Origin of the sequence: uncultured Clostridium sp. (genome assembly GCF_934754925.1) — a bacterium.
Classification (GTDB): Bacteria; Bacillota; Clostridia; order Clostridiales; family Clostridiaceae; genus Clostridium.
Genome location: NZ_CAKVJA010000001.1, coordinates 23,355 through 40,403, shown reverse-complemented (window position 1 = coordinate 40,403; position 17,049 = coordinate 23,355). Strand labels below are relative to the sequence as shown.

The 17,049-nt window shown below is 29.2% G+C and carries 17 protein-coding genes; 2 read left to right on the top strand and 15 right to left on the bottom strand.

All coding sequences use genetic code 11. The features are described from left to right. Positions 1-5: 5 nt before the first annotated feature. The 4 genes from Q0G30_RS00180 to glyA form a co-directional block, all read right to left on the bottom strand. The gene (locus Q0G30_RS00180) at positions 6-308 is read right to left on the bottom strand and encodes an urease subunit gamma (protein ID WP_294384992.1); all 303 of its coding nucleotides are present in this window, start codon (positions 306-308) and stop codon (positions 6-8) included. A 114-nt stretch (positions 309-422) separates the two neighbouring features. Further along, entirely contained in the window at positions 423-1,046 is a 624-nt protein-coding gene (locus Q0G30_RS00175; protein WP_294384989.1) for a carbonic anhydrase, read from the bottom strand. Positions 1,047-1,289: 243 nt separating this feature from the next. Then, the gene (locus Q0G30_RS00170; protein WP_294384987.1) at positions 1,290-2,042 is read right to left on the bottom strand and encodes an exodeoxyribonuclease III; all 753 of its coding nucleotides are present in this window, start codon (positions 2,040-2,042) and stop codon (positions 1,290-1,292) included. 99 nt (positions 2,043-2,141) lie between these two features. After that, positions 2,142-3,377, bottom strand: a complete 1,236-nt coding sequence (glyA, locus tag Q0G30_RS00165; RefSeq protein WP_294384984.1) for a serine hydroxymethyltransferase — start codon at positions 3,375-3,377, stop codon at positions 2,142-2,144. A gap of 142 nt (positions 3,378-3,519) precedes the next feature. Between glyA and Q0G30_RS00160 the strand changes: the two genes are divergently transcribed. Together Q0G30_RS00160 and Q0G30_RS00155 are read left to right on the top strand one after the other, a co-directional pair. Beyond that, positions 3,520-4,278 (top strand): threonine/serine exporter family protein, encoded by a 759-nt coding sequence (locus Q0G30_RS00160; RefSeq protein ID WP_294384982.1) that lies wholly within the window; start codon positions 3,520-3,522, stop codon positions 4,276-4,278. Between the two features lies 1 nt (position 4,279). Further along, positions 4,280-4,738 (top strand): threonine/serine exporter family protein, encoded by a 459-nt coding sequence (locus tag Q0G30_RS00155; RefSeq protein ID WP_294384980.1) that lies wholly within the window; start codon positions 4,280-4,282, stop codon positions 4,736-4,738. A 51-nt stretch (positions 4,739-4,789) separates the two neighbouring features. On the opposite strand, the gene Q0G30_RS00150 is transcribed toward Q0G30_RS00155, so the two are convergent. The 11 genes from Q0G30_RS00150 to secD all read right to left on the bottom strand — a co-directional run bounded on the left by Q0G30_RS00150 (position 4,790) and on the right by secD (position 16,846). Further along, positions 4,790-4,933: a hypothetical protein gene (locus Q0G30_RS00150; RefSeq protein ID WP_294384978.1), complete on the bottom strand. Its 144-nt coding sequence runs from the start codon at positions 4,931-4,933 to the stop codon at positions 4,790-4,792. Positions 4,934-5,083: 150 nt separating this feature from the next. Next, a complete protein-coding gene (aspS, locus tag Q0G30_RS00145) occupies positions 5,084-6,871 on the bottom strand; it encodes an aspartate--tRNA ligase (protein ID WP_294384975.1) in 1,788 nt (595 codons plus the stop codon). 21 nt (positions 6,872-6,892) lie between these two features. Continuing rightward, complete coding sequence (gene hisS / locus Q0G30_RS00140; protein WP_294384972.1) at positions 6,893-8,140, bottom strand: histidine--tRNA ligase; 1,248 nt, start codon at positions 8,138-8,140, stop codon at positions 6,893-6,895. A gap of 4 nt (positions 8,141-8,144) precedes the next feature. After that, a complete protein-coding gene (locus tag Q0G30_RS00135; RefSeq protein ID WP_294384969.1) occupies positions 8,145-9,578 on the bottom strand; it encodes a coproporphyrinogen III oxidase in 1,434 nt (477 codons plus the stop codon). Between the two features lie 14 nt (positions 9,579-9,592). Then, positions 9,593-10,210 carry an MBL fold metallo-hydrolase gene (locus tag Q0G30_RS00130; RefSeq protein WP_294384967.1) on the bottom strand — a complete coding sequence of 206 codons (618 nt, stop codon included), beginning with the start codon at positions 10,208-10,210 and terminating at the stop codon, positions 9,593-9,595. A gap of 25 nt (positions 10,211-10,235) precedes the next feature. After that, positions 10,236-10,685, bottom strand: coding sequence for a D-aminoacyl-tRNA deacylase (gene dtd / locus Q0G30_RS00125; RefSeq protein ID WP_294384961.1), 450 nt, complete (start codon positions 10,683-10,685; stop codon positions 10,236-10,238). 79 nt (positions 10,686-10,764) lie between these two features. After that, positions 10,765-12,948 carry a bifunctional (p)ppGpp synthetase/guanosine-3',5'-bis(diphosphate) 3'-pyrophosphohydrolase gene (locus Q0G30_RS00120; RefSeq protein ID WP_294384957.1) on the bottom strand — a complete coding sequence of 728 codons (2,184 nt, stop codon included), beginning with the start codon at positions 12,946-12,948 and terminating at the stop codon, positions 10,765-10,767. Between the two features lie 129 nt (positions 12,949-13,077). Beyond that, on the bottom strand, positions 13,078-13,596 hold the full coding sequence (locus Q0G30_RS00115; protein WP_294384953.1) for an adenine phosphoribosyltransferase: 519 nt from the start codon (positions 13,594-13,596) through the stop codon (positions 13,078-13,080). Positions 13,597-13,658: 62 nt separating this feature from the next. Continuing rightward, a complete protein-coding gene (locus tag Q0G30_RS00110) occupies positions 13,659-14,513 on the bottom strand; it encodes a DHH family phosphoesterase (protein ID WP_294384951.1) in 855 nt (284 codons plus the stop codon). A gap of 202 nt (positions 14,514-14,715) precedes the next feature. Next, the gene (secF, locus tag Q0G30_RS00105) at positions 14,716-15,588 is read right to left on the bottom strand and encodes a protein translocase subunit SecF (protein ID WP_294384948.1); all 873 of its coding nucleotides are present in this window, start codon (positions 15,586-15,588) and stop codon (positions 14,716-14,718) included. Between the two features lie 4 nt (positions 15,589-15,592). After that, positions 15,593-16,846, bottom strand: coding sequence for a protein translocase subunit SecD (gene secD, locus Q0G30_RS00100; protein WP_294384945.1), 1,254 nt, complete (start codon positions 16,844-16,846; stop codon positions 15,593-15,595). Between the last annotated feature and the right edge of the window lie 203 nt (positions 16,847-17,049).

The window sequence follows — 17,049 nt, the reverse complement described above, 5'->3', positions numbered from 1 at the left end:
CCTCCTTATTTAATTGGGTCATGTACTGTTACTAATTTTGTTCCATCTGGGAAAGTACACTCAACTTGAACAGTATGAATCATTTCTGGAACTCCTTCCATTACATCATCCCTAGATAATATTGTTGTTCCATAATCCATTAAATGCTCAACAGTTTTCCCTTCTCTAGCTCCTTCTAACATTTCATCTGTTATTATTGCCATAGCTTCAGGATAATTTAGTTTTAATCCTTTGCTTTTTCTTTTACGAGCTATATCAGCCGCAACTGCAACCATTAATTTTTCTTTTTCTCTAATTGTTAAATGCAAAATAAATTCCTCCTTTTTTCATTGCAATAAACTTCAACATTTATTACATATTTATTATTTTTCCAGCATTTTTATGTTTTATTCTTCTTATTTAAACATTTTATTCGTAGAAAGTTACTTTCCATCCAAATCATAATAGGCTCCTATAACATTAACTTTCCCTTGATCTATTAATGCTTTAATTTCCTCATCTTCAGATACTTCTTTTACTACTGAATTAATATTATTATGAATTGCATCATCTACTGTTGCCTTCTTATTAATACTTGGTGTTATTTTTTCAACAAATGACTTCATATTTCCTGTAACCTTTTCTCCCTTAACCACTTCATTATATGTTGCTGTTACAGCTCCGCAACTTTGATGTCCCATTACAATTACTAAAGGGGTATTTAAATGTTGAACTGCATATTCAATCGATCCTAAAGCATCATCATCTACAACGTTTCCTGCAAGCCTTACATCGAATATTTCCCCAAGACCAGCATTAAAAACAGTAGTAGGAGTTACTCTTGAATCTGAACAAGATACAATTACTACGTATGGATTCTGACCATCCTTTAAAGAATCTCTCCTCTCTTGACTTACATTTCTTAACATAGATGTATCTGTAAGAAATCTATTATTACCATCTTTCAACATTTGTAATGCATCAGCAGCCGATGAAACCGTTGTATCAACTACTATAATTTCAGTTAGGGTATTATCTGACGTATTGTTCGTCGTATTATTTGTCACATTATTTTTCGTATAATTTCACAACCTACCAATAACATTGTACTAATAATTAAAATTTCTATTAGTCTTTTTTTCATAATCCTACTCCTTTTTTCATAATTTAACTTATTTTATTTATAATATTAACGAAAATCTAATTACATATTCATTCATTTTAAAAGAAATAACCACGGAAGGTAACAAAATAATTCTGCTACCTTCCGTGGTTATAATGAATATGTTTTAATACTATTACTATTTATTCTATTTTATAATTAATTCAACAGGACAATGATCTGAGCCTAAAATATCAGTATGTATTTTAGCACTTTCTAATCTATCTTCTAAAGACTTAGACACTACAAAATAATCTATTCTCCATCCAGCATTATTTTTTCTTGCATTAAATCTATATGACCACCAAGAATATATATCCTTTAAATCTGGATAAAAATATCTAAAAGTATCTATAAATCCACTTGATAATAAATTAGTAAATTTTTCTCTTTCTTCATCAGTAAATCCAGCATTTTTTCTATTTGTTTTTGGATTCTTTAAATCGATTTCCTTATGTGCCACATTTAAATCTCCACATAATATTACAGGTTTACTTTTCTCTAATGATTTTAAATACTCTCTAAAATCATCTTCCCATTTCATTCTATAATCCAATCTTGCAAGTTCATTTTGAGAATTAGGAGTATAAACTGTAACCATAAAGAAGTCTTCAAATTCTAATGTTATTACTCTTCCTTCTTTATCATGCTCTTCAATTCCTAATCCATATCTAACAGATAAGGGTTCTTTTTTAGTAAATATAGCAGTTCCACTATACCCCTTCTTTTCTGCATAATTCCAATACTGATTATATCCTTCAAGCTCAAGATTTATTTGTCCTTCTTGAAGCTTACTTTCTTGTATACAAAAAATATCTGCATTAACTTCTTTAAAAAAATCAAGAAAACCCTTCTGTACACAAGCCCTTATTCCATTTACATTCCATGATATTAATTTCATCTTCATCCTCCTGTATCTATTTGATAGATAAAAATTAAAAAGTAAGAGAGAAAAGTGAGTAATTACTCTTTGGCTTCTCTTCTCTTACCTCTTTAACTCTTAATTATATAGTGGATATTTAGCACAAAGTGTTTTTACCCTTTCTCTTAATACCTCTAAATTTGAATTTCTATTTTCTATAGCATCATTTATTATACTTGCTATTTCTTTCATTGCTTCAATATCAAATCCTCTAGTTGTAACTGCTGCAGTACCTATTCTTATTCCTGATGTAATAAAAGGACTCCTTGTTTCATTTGGAACTGTATTTTTATTTACAGTAATGCCAATAGAATCTAGAAGATTTTCTGCCTCTTTTCCTGTAATATTCTTATTAGTTAAATCTACAAGAATTAGATGATTATCTGTTCCATTAGAAACTAATTTAAATCCATACTTAACTAATTCCTCACCTAAAATTCTACAATTTGAAACTACATTTTTCATATAAGTTTTAAAGTTAGGCTCTAATGCTTCCTTAAAACACACTGCTTTCGCTGCAATTACATGCATAAGCGGTCCGCCTTGCATTCCTGGAAATATATTTTTATCTAATGCTTTAGCATATTTCTCTTTACAAAGAATTAATCCACCTCTTGGTCCTCTTAAAGTTTTATGAGTTGTTGAAGTTACAAAATCAGCATAAGGAACTGGTGATGGATGCTCTCCTGCCGCTACCAATCCTGCTATATGTGCCATATCTACCATAAAATATGCTCCAACTTCATCACAAATTTCTTTAAATTTTTTAAAATCTATAACTCTTGAATATGCACTTGCCCCTGCTACAATTAATTTTGGCTTATTCTTTAATGCAAGTTCTCTAACATTATCATAATTAATCTTCTCACTTTCACTATCAACCCCATAAGAAATGAAATTAAATAATTTTCCTGAGAAATTTACTGGAGAACCATGAGTTAAATGCCCACCATGACTTAAATCCATTCCAAGAACTGTGTCCCCTGGCTCTAATATTGTAAAGTACACAGCCATATTTGCCTGAGACCCTGAATGTGGTTGTACGTTAACATGTTCAGCCCCAAAAAGCTCTTTAGCTCTATTTCTTGCTATTTCTTCAATCTCATCAACTATTTCACAGCCCCCATAATAACGCTTGCTAGGATAACCTTCAGCGTATTTATTAGTTAAATGAGATCCCATAGCTTCCATCACTGCCTTTGATGCAAAGTTTTCTGATGCAATAAGCTCTATACCTTCTCTTTGTCTTTTTAACTCTTTATCCATTAAGTCAGAAATTTCTTTATCTTCCTTCCTTAAATTAATAAAATCCATTTAATCACCCCAATTATCTTTTTATAAAATTATATATATAAATAATAATTAATTCAACTACTTTTTAATATAAATATACATTTTTATAGTTCCTTATGGTATAATACATAAAAACTTTAAAAAAATATAGGAGTTTTGTATTATGAATGAAATACTTCAAGTTGCAATGCTTGCTGGACAAATGATTTTAGAAAATGGTGGTGAAACTTATAGAGTAGAAGAGACTATTTGGCGTATTTGTAAAATATATGGCGCTGAAGAAGCTGAAAGTTTTGCTACTCCAACAGGAATCATGGCCTCAATTTGCCATGAAGGTAAAATATATTCCTTAACACGTCGTGTTTCTAATAGAACGGTTAATTTAAATAAAATTGATAAAGTAAACGATCTATCTAGAAGTATATTATCTAAAAATTTATCTGTTAATGATTTAAAGCAGGAGTTAATTAAAATTAATAAAGAAGATATCTATCCTCTTCCTGTTATTATAATCTTTTCTGCCTTAGGAGCAGGTTCATTTTCAATATTATTTGGTGGAACCTTTAAAGATGTTTTTGCTGCATTCCTAATTGGCTTAATAATCAAATATATAACTATTAAATGGACTGAAGTAGGGATAAACTTATTTTTTATAAATAGTATCTGTAGTGGAATTGCAGCCCTTTTAGCTATAATTTTTTATAAGCTTGGAATTGCAAGTCAAGTGAATCAAACTATTATTGGTTCTATAATGTTATTAGTCCCAGGTTTAGCTATTACTAATGCCATTAGAGATACAATTTCAGGTGATTTATTATCTGGTGTAATAAGAGCTGCCGAAGCATTTTTAGTTGCTATATCTATAGCTGTAGGTACTGGTGCAGTGTTAAGCTTCTGGATATCAAATATTGGAGGAATTTAGAATGATTATTTGGGTTACCCTTGTATCTTTTTTTGCAACATTTGGATTTTGCATAGCTTTTAATATACGTGGTAAAAAAATATTTTTTGCTGCTCTTGGTGGAGCTATAAGTTGGTTCTTTTACTCACTTCCATTACAAATGGGAGTATCAGAAATTTCTTCACTATTTATTTCTTCTGTTATTTTTAGTATTTATAGTGAGGTACTTGCAAGGATTTTTAAAACCCCTGTTACTACATTTGTGGTTTGTGCTTTAATTCCATTAGTACCTGGTAGTGGCATGTACTATACCATGCGTGAAGCTATTTCAGGTAATATATCTAAATCATTAGAATTAGGATTAAGCACACTAGCAAGTGCGGGAACATTAGCATTAGGAGTTTTATTTGTTTCAACACTTACAAGATTGCTTCTTAGTGCTAAGCGAAAAAAGGAAATGAAAAAATTTGCTCAAAAATAATAAAAAATAATCTCAACATAACTTGCTGAGATTATTTTTTTATATACTATTTTATCTTTTACCCTTTAATTTTTTATATAATTTAGCATTTTCAAATAAATCTTTTAAGTCCTCTGCCATTTCCATTATAATACTATTTTTCATTTTTACTTTACGCATCTTTCTATTCATTTTTTTCATCATTTTGTTTTTCATAGTTACTCCTCCTTAGCAAATATGTATAGAGTACTTACAGTATTATTTTAATCAAATTGATGTTTTTTATCCTATAAATGTTATTGCAATTGCAAATAAGAAATAAGCATAATAAAAAAGCCAGCTATCGCTGACTTTTTCATAATATAATTATTCTTTATCTTCAGGTTTTATTATTAAACCTAATTCATCAATTTGCTTTTGGTCTACAACATTTGGTGCTTCACTTAAGTAACAATAAGCATTTTGGTTTTTAGGGAATGCTATAACATCCTTTATATTTTCAGTTCCAGCTAAGAACATTACCATTCTATCAAGACCAAATGCTAATCCTCCATGTGGTGGTGGACCAAACTTAAATGCATCTATTAAGAATCCAAATCTCTCATAAGCTGACTCTTCAGTAAATCCTAAAGCTTTAAACATTCTTGTTTGAAGTGCAGAATCATGTATTCTTATAGATCCTCCACCTAATTCTTCACCATTTAATACTAAGTCATATGCCTTAGATCTTACAGCACCTGGATTAGATTCAAGCATATCTAAATCTTCATCCATTGGAGATGTAAATGGGTGGTGAGCAGCATGGTATCTATCTTCTTCTTCATTATATTCAAATAATGGGAATTCAGTAATCCATGTAAAGTTAAACTCATTTTTATCTTTAATTAAATCAAATTGCTTAGCAAGCTCTAATCTTAATGCTCCTAAACTTTGGAATACTACAGAGTTTTTATCTGCAACAATAAGTATTGCATCACCAGTTTCAGCTCCCATAGTCTTAATTATATTTTCAGTAACATCATCAGTTAAGAACTTAGCAATTGAAGATTTAACTCCATCTTCCTTAAGTTGAATCCAAGCAAGACCCTTTGCTTTATATCCCTTAACAAAGTCAACTAACTTATCAAGAGGTTTTCTTCCTAAGTCAGCTCCACCCTTTAAGCATAAAGCTCTAACACTTCCGCCAATTTCTAAAGCAGACTTAAATACTACAAAGTCCATATCCTTAACACAGTCAGTAATATCAGTAATTTCCATACCAAATCTTAAATCCGGCTTATCTGAACCATACTTTTCCATAGCCTCTTTAAATGGCATTCTCTTAATTGGAAGTTTAACTTCATGACCTAAAACTTCTTTAAATACATGAGCAATTAATCCTTCATTTAATGCCATAACATCATCTTGCTCAACAAAACTCATTTCTAAGTCAATTTGAGTAAATTCTGGTTGTCTGTTAGCTCTTAAATCTTCATCTCTGAAACATTTAGCAACTTGATAATATTTATCAAATCCTGATACCATTAATAATTGCTTAAATATTTGAGGTGATTGTGGAAGTGCATAGAACATTCCTGGATAATTTCTTGATGGCACTAAGTAATCTCTAGCACCTTCTGGAGTACTCTTATTTAATATTGGAGTTTCTATTTCTAAGAATCCATTATTATCAAGGTAATCTCTAACAGCCTTTGTAGCTCTATTTCTTATCATAAAGATTTTTTGCATATCTGGTCTTCTAAGATCTAAATATCTATATTTTAATCTTATATTTTCAGCAGCATCTAATCCCTCTTTAATATATATTGGTGGAGTTTCTGATTCTGATAAAACCTTTATGCTTTCACATTTTAATTCTACCATTCCAGTTTCCATAGCAGCATTTGGAGCTTCTCTTAAAACAACTTCTCCAGTTACAGCTATACAATATTCTGGTCTTACTGCTTTAGCTTTTTCAAAGCTTTCTGCATTAATTTCTTCACCAAAAACTATTTGCATAATTCCAGTTCTATCTCTAAGGTCTATAAATTGAAGACCTCCTAATTTTCTATTTCTTTGAACCCAACCCATAAGAGTTATTTTTTCTCCTACGTTTACTTCTCTTGGTTCACCACACATCATGGTTCTTTTTAATCCATTTAATGCCTCACCCATAGTGCTATTATTTCCTCCTAACTATTTAATAGCCTTAGCTATTTCTTGTATATTATCTAAACTTACCTCAAATTGTTCTCCATCGCTCATTCTCTTAAGCTTTATTGATTTATTTTGAAGTTCGTCATCACCTAAAATTGTTGTAAATGCAGCACCAATTTTATTGGCATATTTCATTTCTGCCTTCACACTTCTACCCATATGATTTACTTCTGTTTTAATACCAGCTTCTCTTAACTTATTAGCTAAGGTAAATGCTTCAAATTTTGCATTATCGCCTCTAGCACCTATATATAAATCAAATAGTTTCTCATTTGGAATTTCTATTCCTTCTTTTTCTAGTATCATGATAAGTCTTTCAATTCCCATACCAAAACCAACTGCTGGCATCTCTGGACCACCTAATTGTTCTATAAGCTTATCATATCTTCCACCACCACAAACAGTAAATTCATCGTTTAATATTTCAAATATTGTTTTAGTATAATAATCTAAACCTCTTACTATTCCTGGATCAACTGTAAATGGTATATTTAATGCTGTTAAATACTTTTTAACTGAATCAAAGTGATTATCACACTCTTCACACATATAATCAAGTATTATTGGAGCATTTTTAGTAATGTCCTTACATTTTCTTTCTTTACAATCTAAAATTCTCATTGGATTTTTTTCAAATCTTGATTGACATAATGGACATAAATTATCAAAGTTTTCTTTTAAGTAATTCTTTAATGCTTCATTATAATTAGGTCTACATTTAGAACATCCTAAATTATTTATATTTAGACTTAAACTTTGTAATCCTAAAGTTTTTAAAACTTGCATTGCTAATGCAATTACCTCTGCATCCATAGATGGTTCTTTTGAACCATATACTTCTGTTCCAAATTGATGGAATTGTCTAAATCTACCTTTTTGAACATTTTCATATCTAAAACATGGAGTTATATAATAAAGTTTTGTTGGTTGTGCTTCATTAAATAATCTACTTTCTATAAAAGCTCTTCCTGCTCCTGCTGTTCCTTCTGGCTTTAAAGTAATACTTCTATTACCTTTATCATTAAAAGTGTACATTTCTTTTTGAACTATATCAGTTGTGTCTCCAACACCTCTTGCAAATAGTTCAGTATGCTCAAACATAGGAGTTCTAATTTCTCTCATCCCATAATATTTTGCTACATCTCTAAATGTTTTTTCAACAAAATGCCATTTATACGCATCCTGTGGTAGCATATCCTTCGTTCCCTTTGGAGCTTGCATTTCCATTTAATTATTCCTCCTTATTTAAGTAAAGGGTATCTAATAATTTTTTCTTTCCCTCTACCATTTCTTCTATTCTATTGCAGTATTCTCTAACATCTTTGATATTTGCAAATCTTTCTATTCTACCTTCTTCTAAGAAAACGACTTTAGAAACTGCATCTGCTCCTAAAGCAATAATAGTTTGCTTATCCTCTATCATTTGAATATTATAAATACACTCTGCACCTTTTCTAGAATAACCTAAGTTCTCCATATTTCCAACCATATTTTTTTGACGATACATATAATATGGATGTAATCCTAATTTTTTAGCTAAAATCCTGCTTTCTTCATACATATCAGCTAACTCTGCTTGTTTTTTAACTTGAATTCCTTTTTTAAGAATAAAGTTTTCATAAAGAATTGAAGCTCTTTTTAAAGATAATCCATGCACAGTCAAACTATCTGGATGTAATTTTAGTATCTCTTCTTTTGTATGAAGAACTTCTTTTATTCCTTCACCTGGAAGTCCTATAATCATATCCATATTTATATCATTAAAGCCCATACTTCTTGCTAAGTTAAACTTTTCTATTACATCTTTAGAATTATGTCCTCTTCCTATAATTTTTAATGTTTCATCATTCATAGTTTGAGGATTTATGCTAATTCTTGTTACATTAAACTTTTTCATAGTTGCAAGTTTTTCTTTTGTAATACTATCTGGTCTTCCACATTCCACTGTAAATTCCTTTAAGCCTTTTCCTTTAACAAAGGCATCATAGGCTTCTTGCATAATAAGTTCAAATTCTTCATTATTTACTGCTGTAGGTGTACCTCCACCAAAATATACAGTTTCAATATTTAATCCTCTTTCATCAATATATTTTTTCATTTCTCTAATTTCATATATTAATGCTTCTAAATATGGATTTACTAACTTTTTATTTCCCATTATTGGATTAGCAGCAAAAGAACAATAAAAACATCTTGTAGGACAAAAAGCCATTCCTATATAAATAGCTATATTTTTAGAATCATTGTTTACAAAACTTACTTCTGTTTTTGCAATTTCTATACACAGTTTAGCCTTTTCTTCCGATGCTAAATGCTTTTTCTTAAATATTTCTATAATTTCTTCTTCTGTTTTTCCTTCTTCTAAATACTTAAGCGCAATTTTAGAAGGTCTAATACCAACTAAAATCCCCCATGGATATTCTTCTTCTGTAATATCTTTTAATGAAGAAAATACTAATCTCTTAATGTCTTCTTTAATATTTTCAGATATTTCAGTTTCCTTGTAATAATCACTATTAATAAACTCTACTTTATTATCTAAAATATTAACAATATAATCTCCATCATCTAAAAATTTAATTTCATCTAATGGAAAATAAATATTAAACATTTGATATACGTCATATCTATACTTCATGTCGTTTAATTTAATTTTTATTTCCATGACTTCTCCTCTTATTAAAAAATCTCAAACTCATCTTGTAAGAATGGATTACTTAGTTTTTCATATCCAATAGTTGATGATTCCATATGACCTGGGTATACCTTTATATTATTATCTAGAACCATTAATTTGGTCTTTATTGAATTTATTAATTCATTAAAATCTCCACCTATAAAATCACTTCTACCTACTGATCCCTTAAATAAAGTATCTCCAGTAAATATAGCATCTTTATATAAATAGCACATTCCACCTTTAGTATGTCCTGGAGTATGAATACATCTTATAATATCATCCCCAAAAGGTAAAGTATCTCCATCTTTAACAAGATTATATTCCTTTGGAATATTTCCAAAAACAGTCTTATCTGTTTTCATAAAATTAACTTCATTTTCATTCATGTATATTGGTGCCTTAAATCTTTCTACTACTTCACTTAAAGCTTCTACATGATCAAAATGTCCATGAGTTAATAAAATATATTTGATATTACACTCTAAATCCTCAATGTTTTTAATTAGTAAATCACCATTTCCACCTGGATCCACAATGCAAGCATCCTTTGATTTTTCATCTATTAAAACGTAAATATTTTCATCATAAATACCTATAGGGTATGTTTTTATTATCATAAATTCACCTCATTTACTATCTTCATTAAAAATTTCTACTACTATCTAGAAGTATTGTAACAGGTCCATCATTTTTAATATCAACTTTCATATCAGCTCCAAATATTCCTGTTTGAACTTTTAATCCTGTTTCCTTCATCATTTCAATAAATTTATCATAAAACTTCTTAGCTTCTTCTCCGCCTAAAGCGTTCATGAAGTTAGGTCTTCTTCCTTTTCTAGCATCACCATATAACGTAAACTGTGAAATTAACAATAATTCTCCTTTGATATCTAATAAAGATAAGTTCATTTTATCATTTTCATCGCTAAATACTCTAAGATTAACTATTTTATCTTTAATATACTTCATATCTTCTTCAGTATCTTCTTTTGAAATACCTAAAAGTACATTAAATCCCTTATTAATTTCTCCTACAATTTCACCATCAACTTCAACGCTAGAATATGTTACTCTTTGTACTACTGCTCTCATTTATACCATCCTTTAAGTAAAACTTTAAATTTCTTTAGTAATTTAAACTTAATTCTTTATAATTAAGAATAAGTTTCCTTTAATTATTCATTCTATAAACATCCATAACGCCAGTTAATTTTCTTATTTTTCTCATTAACTCTTTTAATTGTTCTATTGTGTCTATTTTAACCTTTATGTTTACATATGCCAAGTTACTCTTAGCACTTTTTGCATTTAATGCATTAAGAGGTAACTTACTTTCCATTATAACATTCATTATATCAGAAAGAACACCTGATCTATCCTCAGCTTTAACTTGAATTTCTGCCATATAAGCCACACCCTTGGCTGTTCCCCAAGACACATCAACTACCTTTTGTGGATCTTCTTCAATTAAGTTTTTTAAATTGCTACAATCTTTTCTATGGATAGATACTCCACGTCCTTTTGTTATATAGCCTAAAATATCATCACCTGGAACTGGATTACAACACTTAGCAAATCTAACCATTAAATTATCTTCACCTTTAACTGTAACTCCATAATTATTTTCTTTTTTTCTCTTTTCAGTCTTTGAAATATTTTCTTCAATAGCTTTATTCAAGCTTTCTTCCTTGGCCTTTTCATCCTTACATAGACTTTCTTCTTTTAATTTAGAAATAAATGAAGATGCTACTATAGCACCAAGCCCTACTAAAGCATATAAATCATCCATACAATTTATATTATATCTCTTTATACATTTATCATAAGTTTCACCTTTAGCAATATCTGCATAGTGAACTCCCTGCTTCTTTAATTCTTTTTCAAAAACTTCTTTTCCTTTTGTAATATTTTCTTCTTTTTTAGCTTTCTTAAACCATGCTCTTATTTTGCTTTTTGCTTGATTACTTTTTGCAATATTCAACCAGTCCATGTTAGGTCCCTTAGAATTATTAGAGGTTAGAACTTCTACTATTTGACCTGTTTTAAGTTGATAATCAAGTGGGACTATTTTCCCATTAACCTTAGCTCCAACACATTTATTACCAATATCAGTATGTATTCTGTAAGCAAAGTCTATAGGTGTTGCTCCATTAGGTAAATCTATAACTACACCTTTTGGAGTAAATAAGAAAATCTCATCTGTGAAAAGATTAATCTTGAACCCCTCCATAAATTCTTCTGCATCAGAGGTCTCTTTTTGCCATTCCAGCATATCTCTAAGCCATACTAACTTATTTTCAAAGCTCTTTTCTTTGTTATCAGAAGTATCACCCTCTTTATACTTCCAATGTGCTGCAATACCGTATTCTGCTGTTTTATGCATTTCAAAAGTTCTTATTTGAATTTCAAATGTCTTCCCTTGTGGTCCTATAACTGTCGTATGCAGTGATTGGTACATATTTGGTTTTGGCATTGCAATATAATCTTTAAATCTTCCTGGTATTGGTTTATATATAGTGTGAACTATACCCAATACTTCATAACAATCCTTTACAGAATTAACAAGTATTCTTATAGCAGTTAAGTCAAATATTTGTTCTATACTCTTATTTTTAGTAACCATTTTTCTATAAATGCTATAAAAATGCTTAGGACGGCCATCTATATCTGAATCTATTCCAGCTTCTTCAAGCTTTCCATATAAATCTTCAATTATTTTTGAAATATAAGTTTCTCTTTCTACTCTCTTTTCAGCTATTTGATTTACTAAATCATAATACTCTTCTTCGTGTAAATATCTAAAGCATAAATCTTCAAGTTCCCATTTTACTTTAGATATACCTAATCTATGTGCAAGAGGTGCATATATGTCTAAAGTTTCTTTAGAAATTCTTTTTTGTTTTTCCTTAGGCATATATTTTAACGTTCTCATATTATGTAATCTATCCGCTAATTTAATTATAATTACTCTTATATCATTAGCCATAGCCAATAACATTTTTCTAAAATTATCTGCCTGTTGCTCTTCTTTAGATTTATACTCCATTTTAGTAATTTTAGTAACTCCACTAACTAGGTTAGCTATTTCTTCATTAAAAATATTCTTGATATCTTCATAAGTATAGTCAGTGTCTTCTATAACATCATGGAGTAAACCTGCAACTATGGTACTTGTATCCATACCTAATTCAGCCAAAATTATAGATACATCAATAGGGTGAATTATATAAGGTTCTCCAGATTCTCTTTTTTGTTCCTTATGTGCTTCAAAAGCCAAATTAAATGCTTTGTTTACAACATTTAAATCAACATTTGTGCAATTTTCCTTTATTTTTTGTATCAATACCTCAACCATTCAAATCCTCCCTTTAAAAATTTCTAATATTATACTTTTTCCATAATTTAAATTAAAATCAATGGCTGGTTAAATAAACCAGCCACCTTTACACTAATTATATATTAAAATTTAAGGTATTTCAATAAATTAAATATCGTATTGAACAAGTGACATTACTTCGTATCCTTTTAATTTATCTCTTCCCTTTAACTCAGTTAATTCAATTGCAAAATCTAAAGCAACAACTTCTCCACCTGCAGCCTCTACAAGTCTAGTTACAGCTTCAATAGTTCCTCCTGTAGCAAGTAAATCATCAACTATTGCTACTCTTTGACCCTTCTTAATTGCATCCTTATGAATTTCTAATATGTCTGTACCATATTCTAAATCATAACTAACTGATACTGTTTCAAAAGGTAATTTTCCTTTTTTTCTAACTGGTACAAACCCAACTCCTAAAGCATATGCAACAGGTACTCCAAAAATAAATCCTCTTGCTTCAGGTCCTAATATAACATCTACCTTTTTATCCTTAAGATGTTCAGCTATTGCATCTATTGAATACTTAAAGGCTTCTCCATCTGCTATTAAAGTAGTTATGTCTTTAAAACTAATTCCTTCCTTCGGAAAATCTTCTACTATTCTTATACTTTTTTTTAGATCCATAACAAATCCTCCACATCAACTTATTCTTGTATTCATTATAGTCAAGTTTATCTATAATTATATTATACATTTTCTTTAGACTTATTTAAATACTTTGTTATTTGTTCTGCTCTTTCTTTTCTATTTGTTATTAACAACTCAATTATGATTCTAGCATTATCTGTCATAGTAACAACATTAATAGTTGGAGTAATAACATCTATAATTTTATCAACACTATCCTCATTTATATTAACCATATTATAAGCATCCATAATAGATCTTAATCCACGATTATTTGTGTTAACTAAAAATCTCATACCTTCTTTTATAATAACACTATTTTCACCCTTTTTAAGTGATTTAGTGCATTTTTCACCTATTAATATTAAGTCTAGATATTTATTTATACTTTTAACATTATAGTAAATTGCTATTGCTTGCATTAACTTAAATGTTAAACCACTTATTGATAAATTTTTATATCTATATTGACAACCTTTTTGATTAGGATTTATGTATATGTACTCATAATCATAATTTACGTCTCTATTTTCTATAACTATCAAATCTATCCCAAGACTTTTACAAAGCTTTTCTTCTTCTTCTGACTTTAAATCTATTCCTAAAGCTATAAGTAGTTCTCCACCTAAAAAATGCACATTATTTATTATATCTTTAGATGAAATTTTAGATTTAGTTGAAGAATCATCATGTACTACGTATTCAATATCAGCATTTAAATATTTTAAAACTAATATAAGGGATGAAATAGCACATAATCCATCTACATTTGGTATCCCATAAACAACAATTTTTTTTCTATTATTAATTGCTGATACCATACGTTCTATTGCTTTATTCATATCTTTAAGTATAAAGGGATTATATCCAGTTATGTAATTAGGACTATATATACTTTCCCAAAACTTACGCATGATAAACTCCTCCACAATAATAAGAAAACATTTATATTATAATAGATAAATTGATATAATACAAATGTTTTCTGCATTTCATAGCAAATTATCCTGTAAAAATATCTATTTTGAGAACTATATCTACTTATTTTATCTTTTTTTGTATATAATATACAAAAAGAAGCAGTAATTTCATACTACTTCTTTATATTATATAATATTAAGCTGTTTTTATCTTTTTATTCTTTTTATTTCTCTTTTGTAGCAATACCCAAATTGGTGATGCTATGAAGATTGATGAATAAGCTCCAGCAGCAATACCTATTAATAATGGTAATGAGAATTCTCTAACTGTCGGTACAAATATATTAACTGCTCCAATAATTATTAAAGTAGTTAATGAAGTATTTATAGACCTAGATAAAGTTTTATTAATACTTGCATTTGCTATTTCAGTTGAAGTATTTCTTCTCATATTATGCCTATCTTCTCTTATTCTATCAAAAATAACAATAGTATCATTAATTGAATATCCTACAATTGTTAACATTGCAGCTATAAATGAACTATTTACCGGAATATCAAATATTGCATAAAATGCTAAAGTTATTAAAACATCATGTACTAAAGCAACTATTGCTGCTATTCCAAAATTGAATTCAAACCTTATTGCTATATAAATAAGCATTGCTATACATGCTACTAATACTGATAAAACAGCATTTCTTGTTAATTCTTTTCCAACTGATGGTCCTATTTGACTTTGTGAAATTAAAGCAGAATCTTCTAATGAATACTTTTCTTTTAATGCATCAAACATCTCTGCTGTTTTAGTTTCATCTAAGTCTTTTGACTTAATTTCATATTGAGTACTTTCTACAGTTTTTGTTACTGCATCAGGAGCGTATTCCTTTACTATTCCATCAGCTTCTACCTTATCAAAGCTATCTCCAAAATCAACAACTATTTTAGTACCACCTTTAAAATCAATACCAAAATTTAATCCTCTAGTTGCCATTAAAACTATACCAACTAATATAATTGCTAGGGATATTGAAAACCAAATCTTTGTCTTTTCTATTACTTTAAACATATCACTACCCCCTCTTTACTCTAAACTGCCAATTAGACTTTAACATTCCCATATCAACAGCCCACTTCATTAATGTTCTAGTAACAACTACAGCTGTAAACATACTCACTACTATACCTATCATTAATGTTACAGCAAACCCTTTAACACTACCCGTACCGATAAAGTAAAGTACAAGTGCAGCAATAATAGTAGTTACATTTGAGTCAATAATTGAAGATAATGCATTGTTAAATCCTTTATCTACTGCTGCTTTTACAGATATTCCATTTTTTAACTCTTCTCTAATTCTTTCAAATATAAGTACATTAGCATCAACTGCCATACCAACAGTTAAAAGAAATGCTGCAATACCTGGAAGTGTTAATGCAACATCAGCCTCAACAAACACTAGTAAAACTAAGCATACATATAAAGTTAATGCTATACTTGCAATAACTCCTGGTATTCTATAATAAAGAATCATAAATATAAATATAATAGCTATTCCTATAAGTCCTGCTTTTATTGCATTTGGAAGTGCTTCAGCTCCTAATTGAGCTCCAACATTTTCTATTTGTATAGCTTTAACAGTTACAGGTAGTGCTCCAGCATTAATTAAACCAGCTAAATTCTTAGCTTCATCTAAACTACCACTACCTTTTATAATAGCATTACCATCAGTTATAACTGCGTCTACTGTTGGACTTGATATTTCTTCATCGTCCATATAGATTGAAATCTTTTTATGAAGATTTGCTTCAGTTGCTTCTGCAAATTTTTTAGCACCTTCATCTGTCAATTTTAATGAAACTACAGGCGCATTACTACTACTATTAATAACAACGCTTGCTTCATCAACATCTGTACCATTTAAAACTTCATTCCCATCAGCATCTTTGAATGTTAAGTTACCAGTTTTAGATAAACTATCAACTAAATCCTTAGAGTCATACTCTCCTGGAATTTCAACTCTAATTCTTCTATCTCCTTCTACTGTTACTGAAGTTTCAGCAACTCCTAACTTATTAACTCTTAAATCAATAAGTTGTCTTGTCTTTTCTAAATCATCTTTTGTTACATTGTCATCTTGTATCTCCATTAATACAGAAACTCCACCTTGTAAGTCAAGTCCCTTAGTAATAGCTTTATTGAATGATTTAAATTCCCATCCCGCTACTTCAACACCTCTACCACCAGCATAGGCTAATGCAACTATAACAACTAAGGTTAGAATAAATAATATAGCGCTTCTAACTTTTGTTCGTCCTTTTTTCATGTTTTTCCCCCTTCTGTACTTTTTATCTCATATTAATTATATTATGTATACTTTCCAATATCAAGTAAGATTAATATTTTCTCCATTTTTTACATTTATTCTTCACATATTATTCTTATAATATTCCTTTAGTTATAAATTTATTAAAAAACTTCTCATTTTTCTCCAAAACAAAGGTAAAGTGAAAACCTTATTTAACTTTA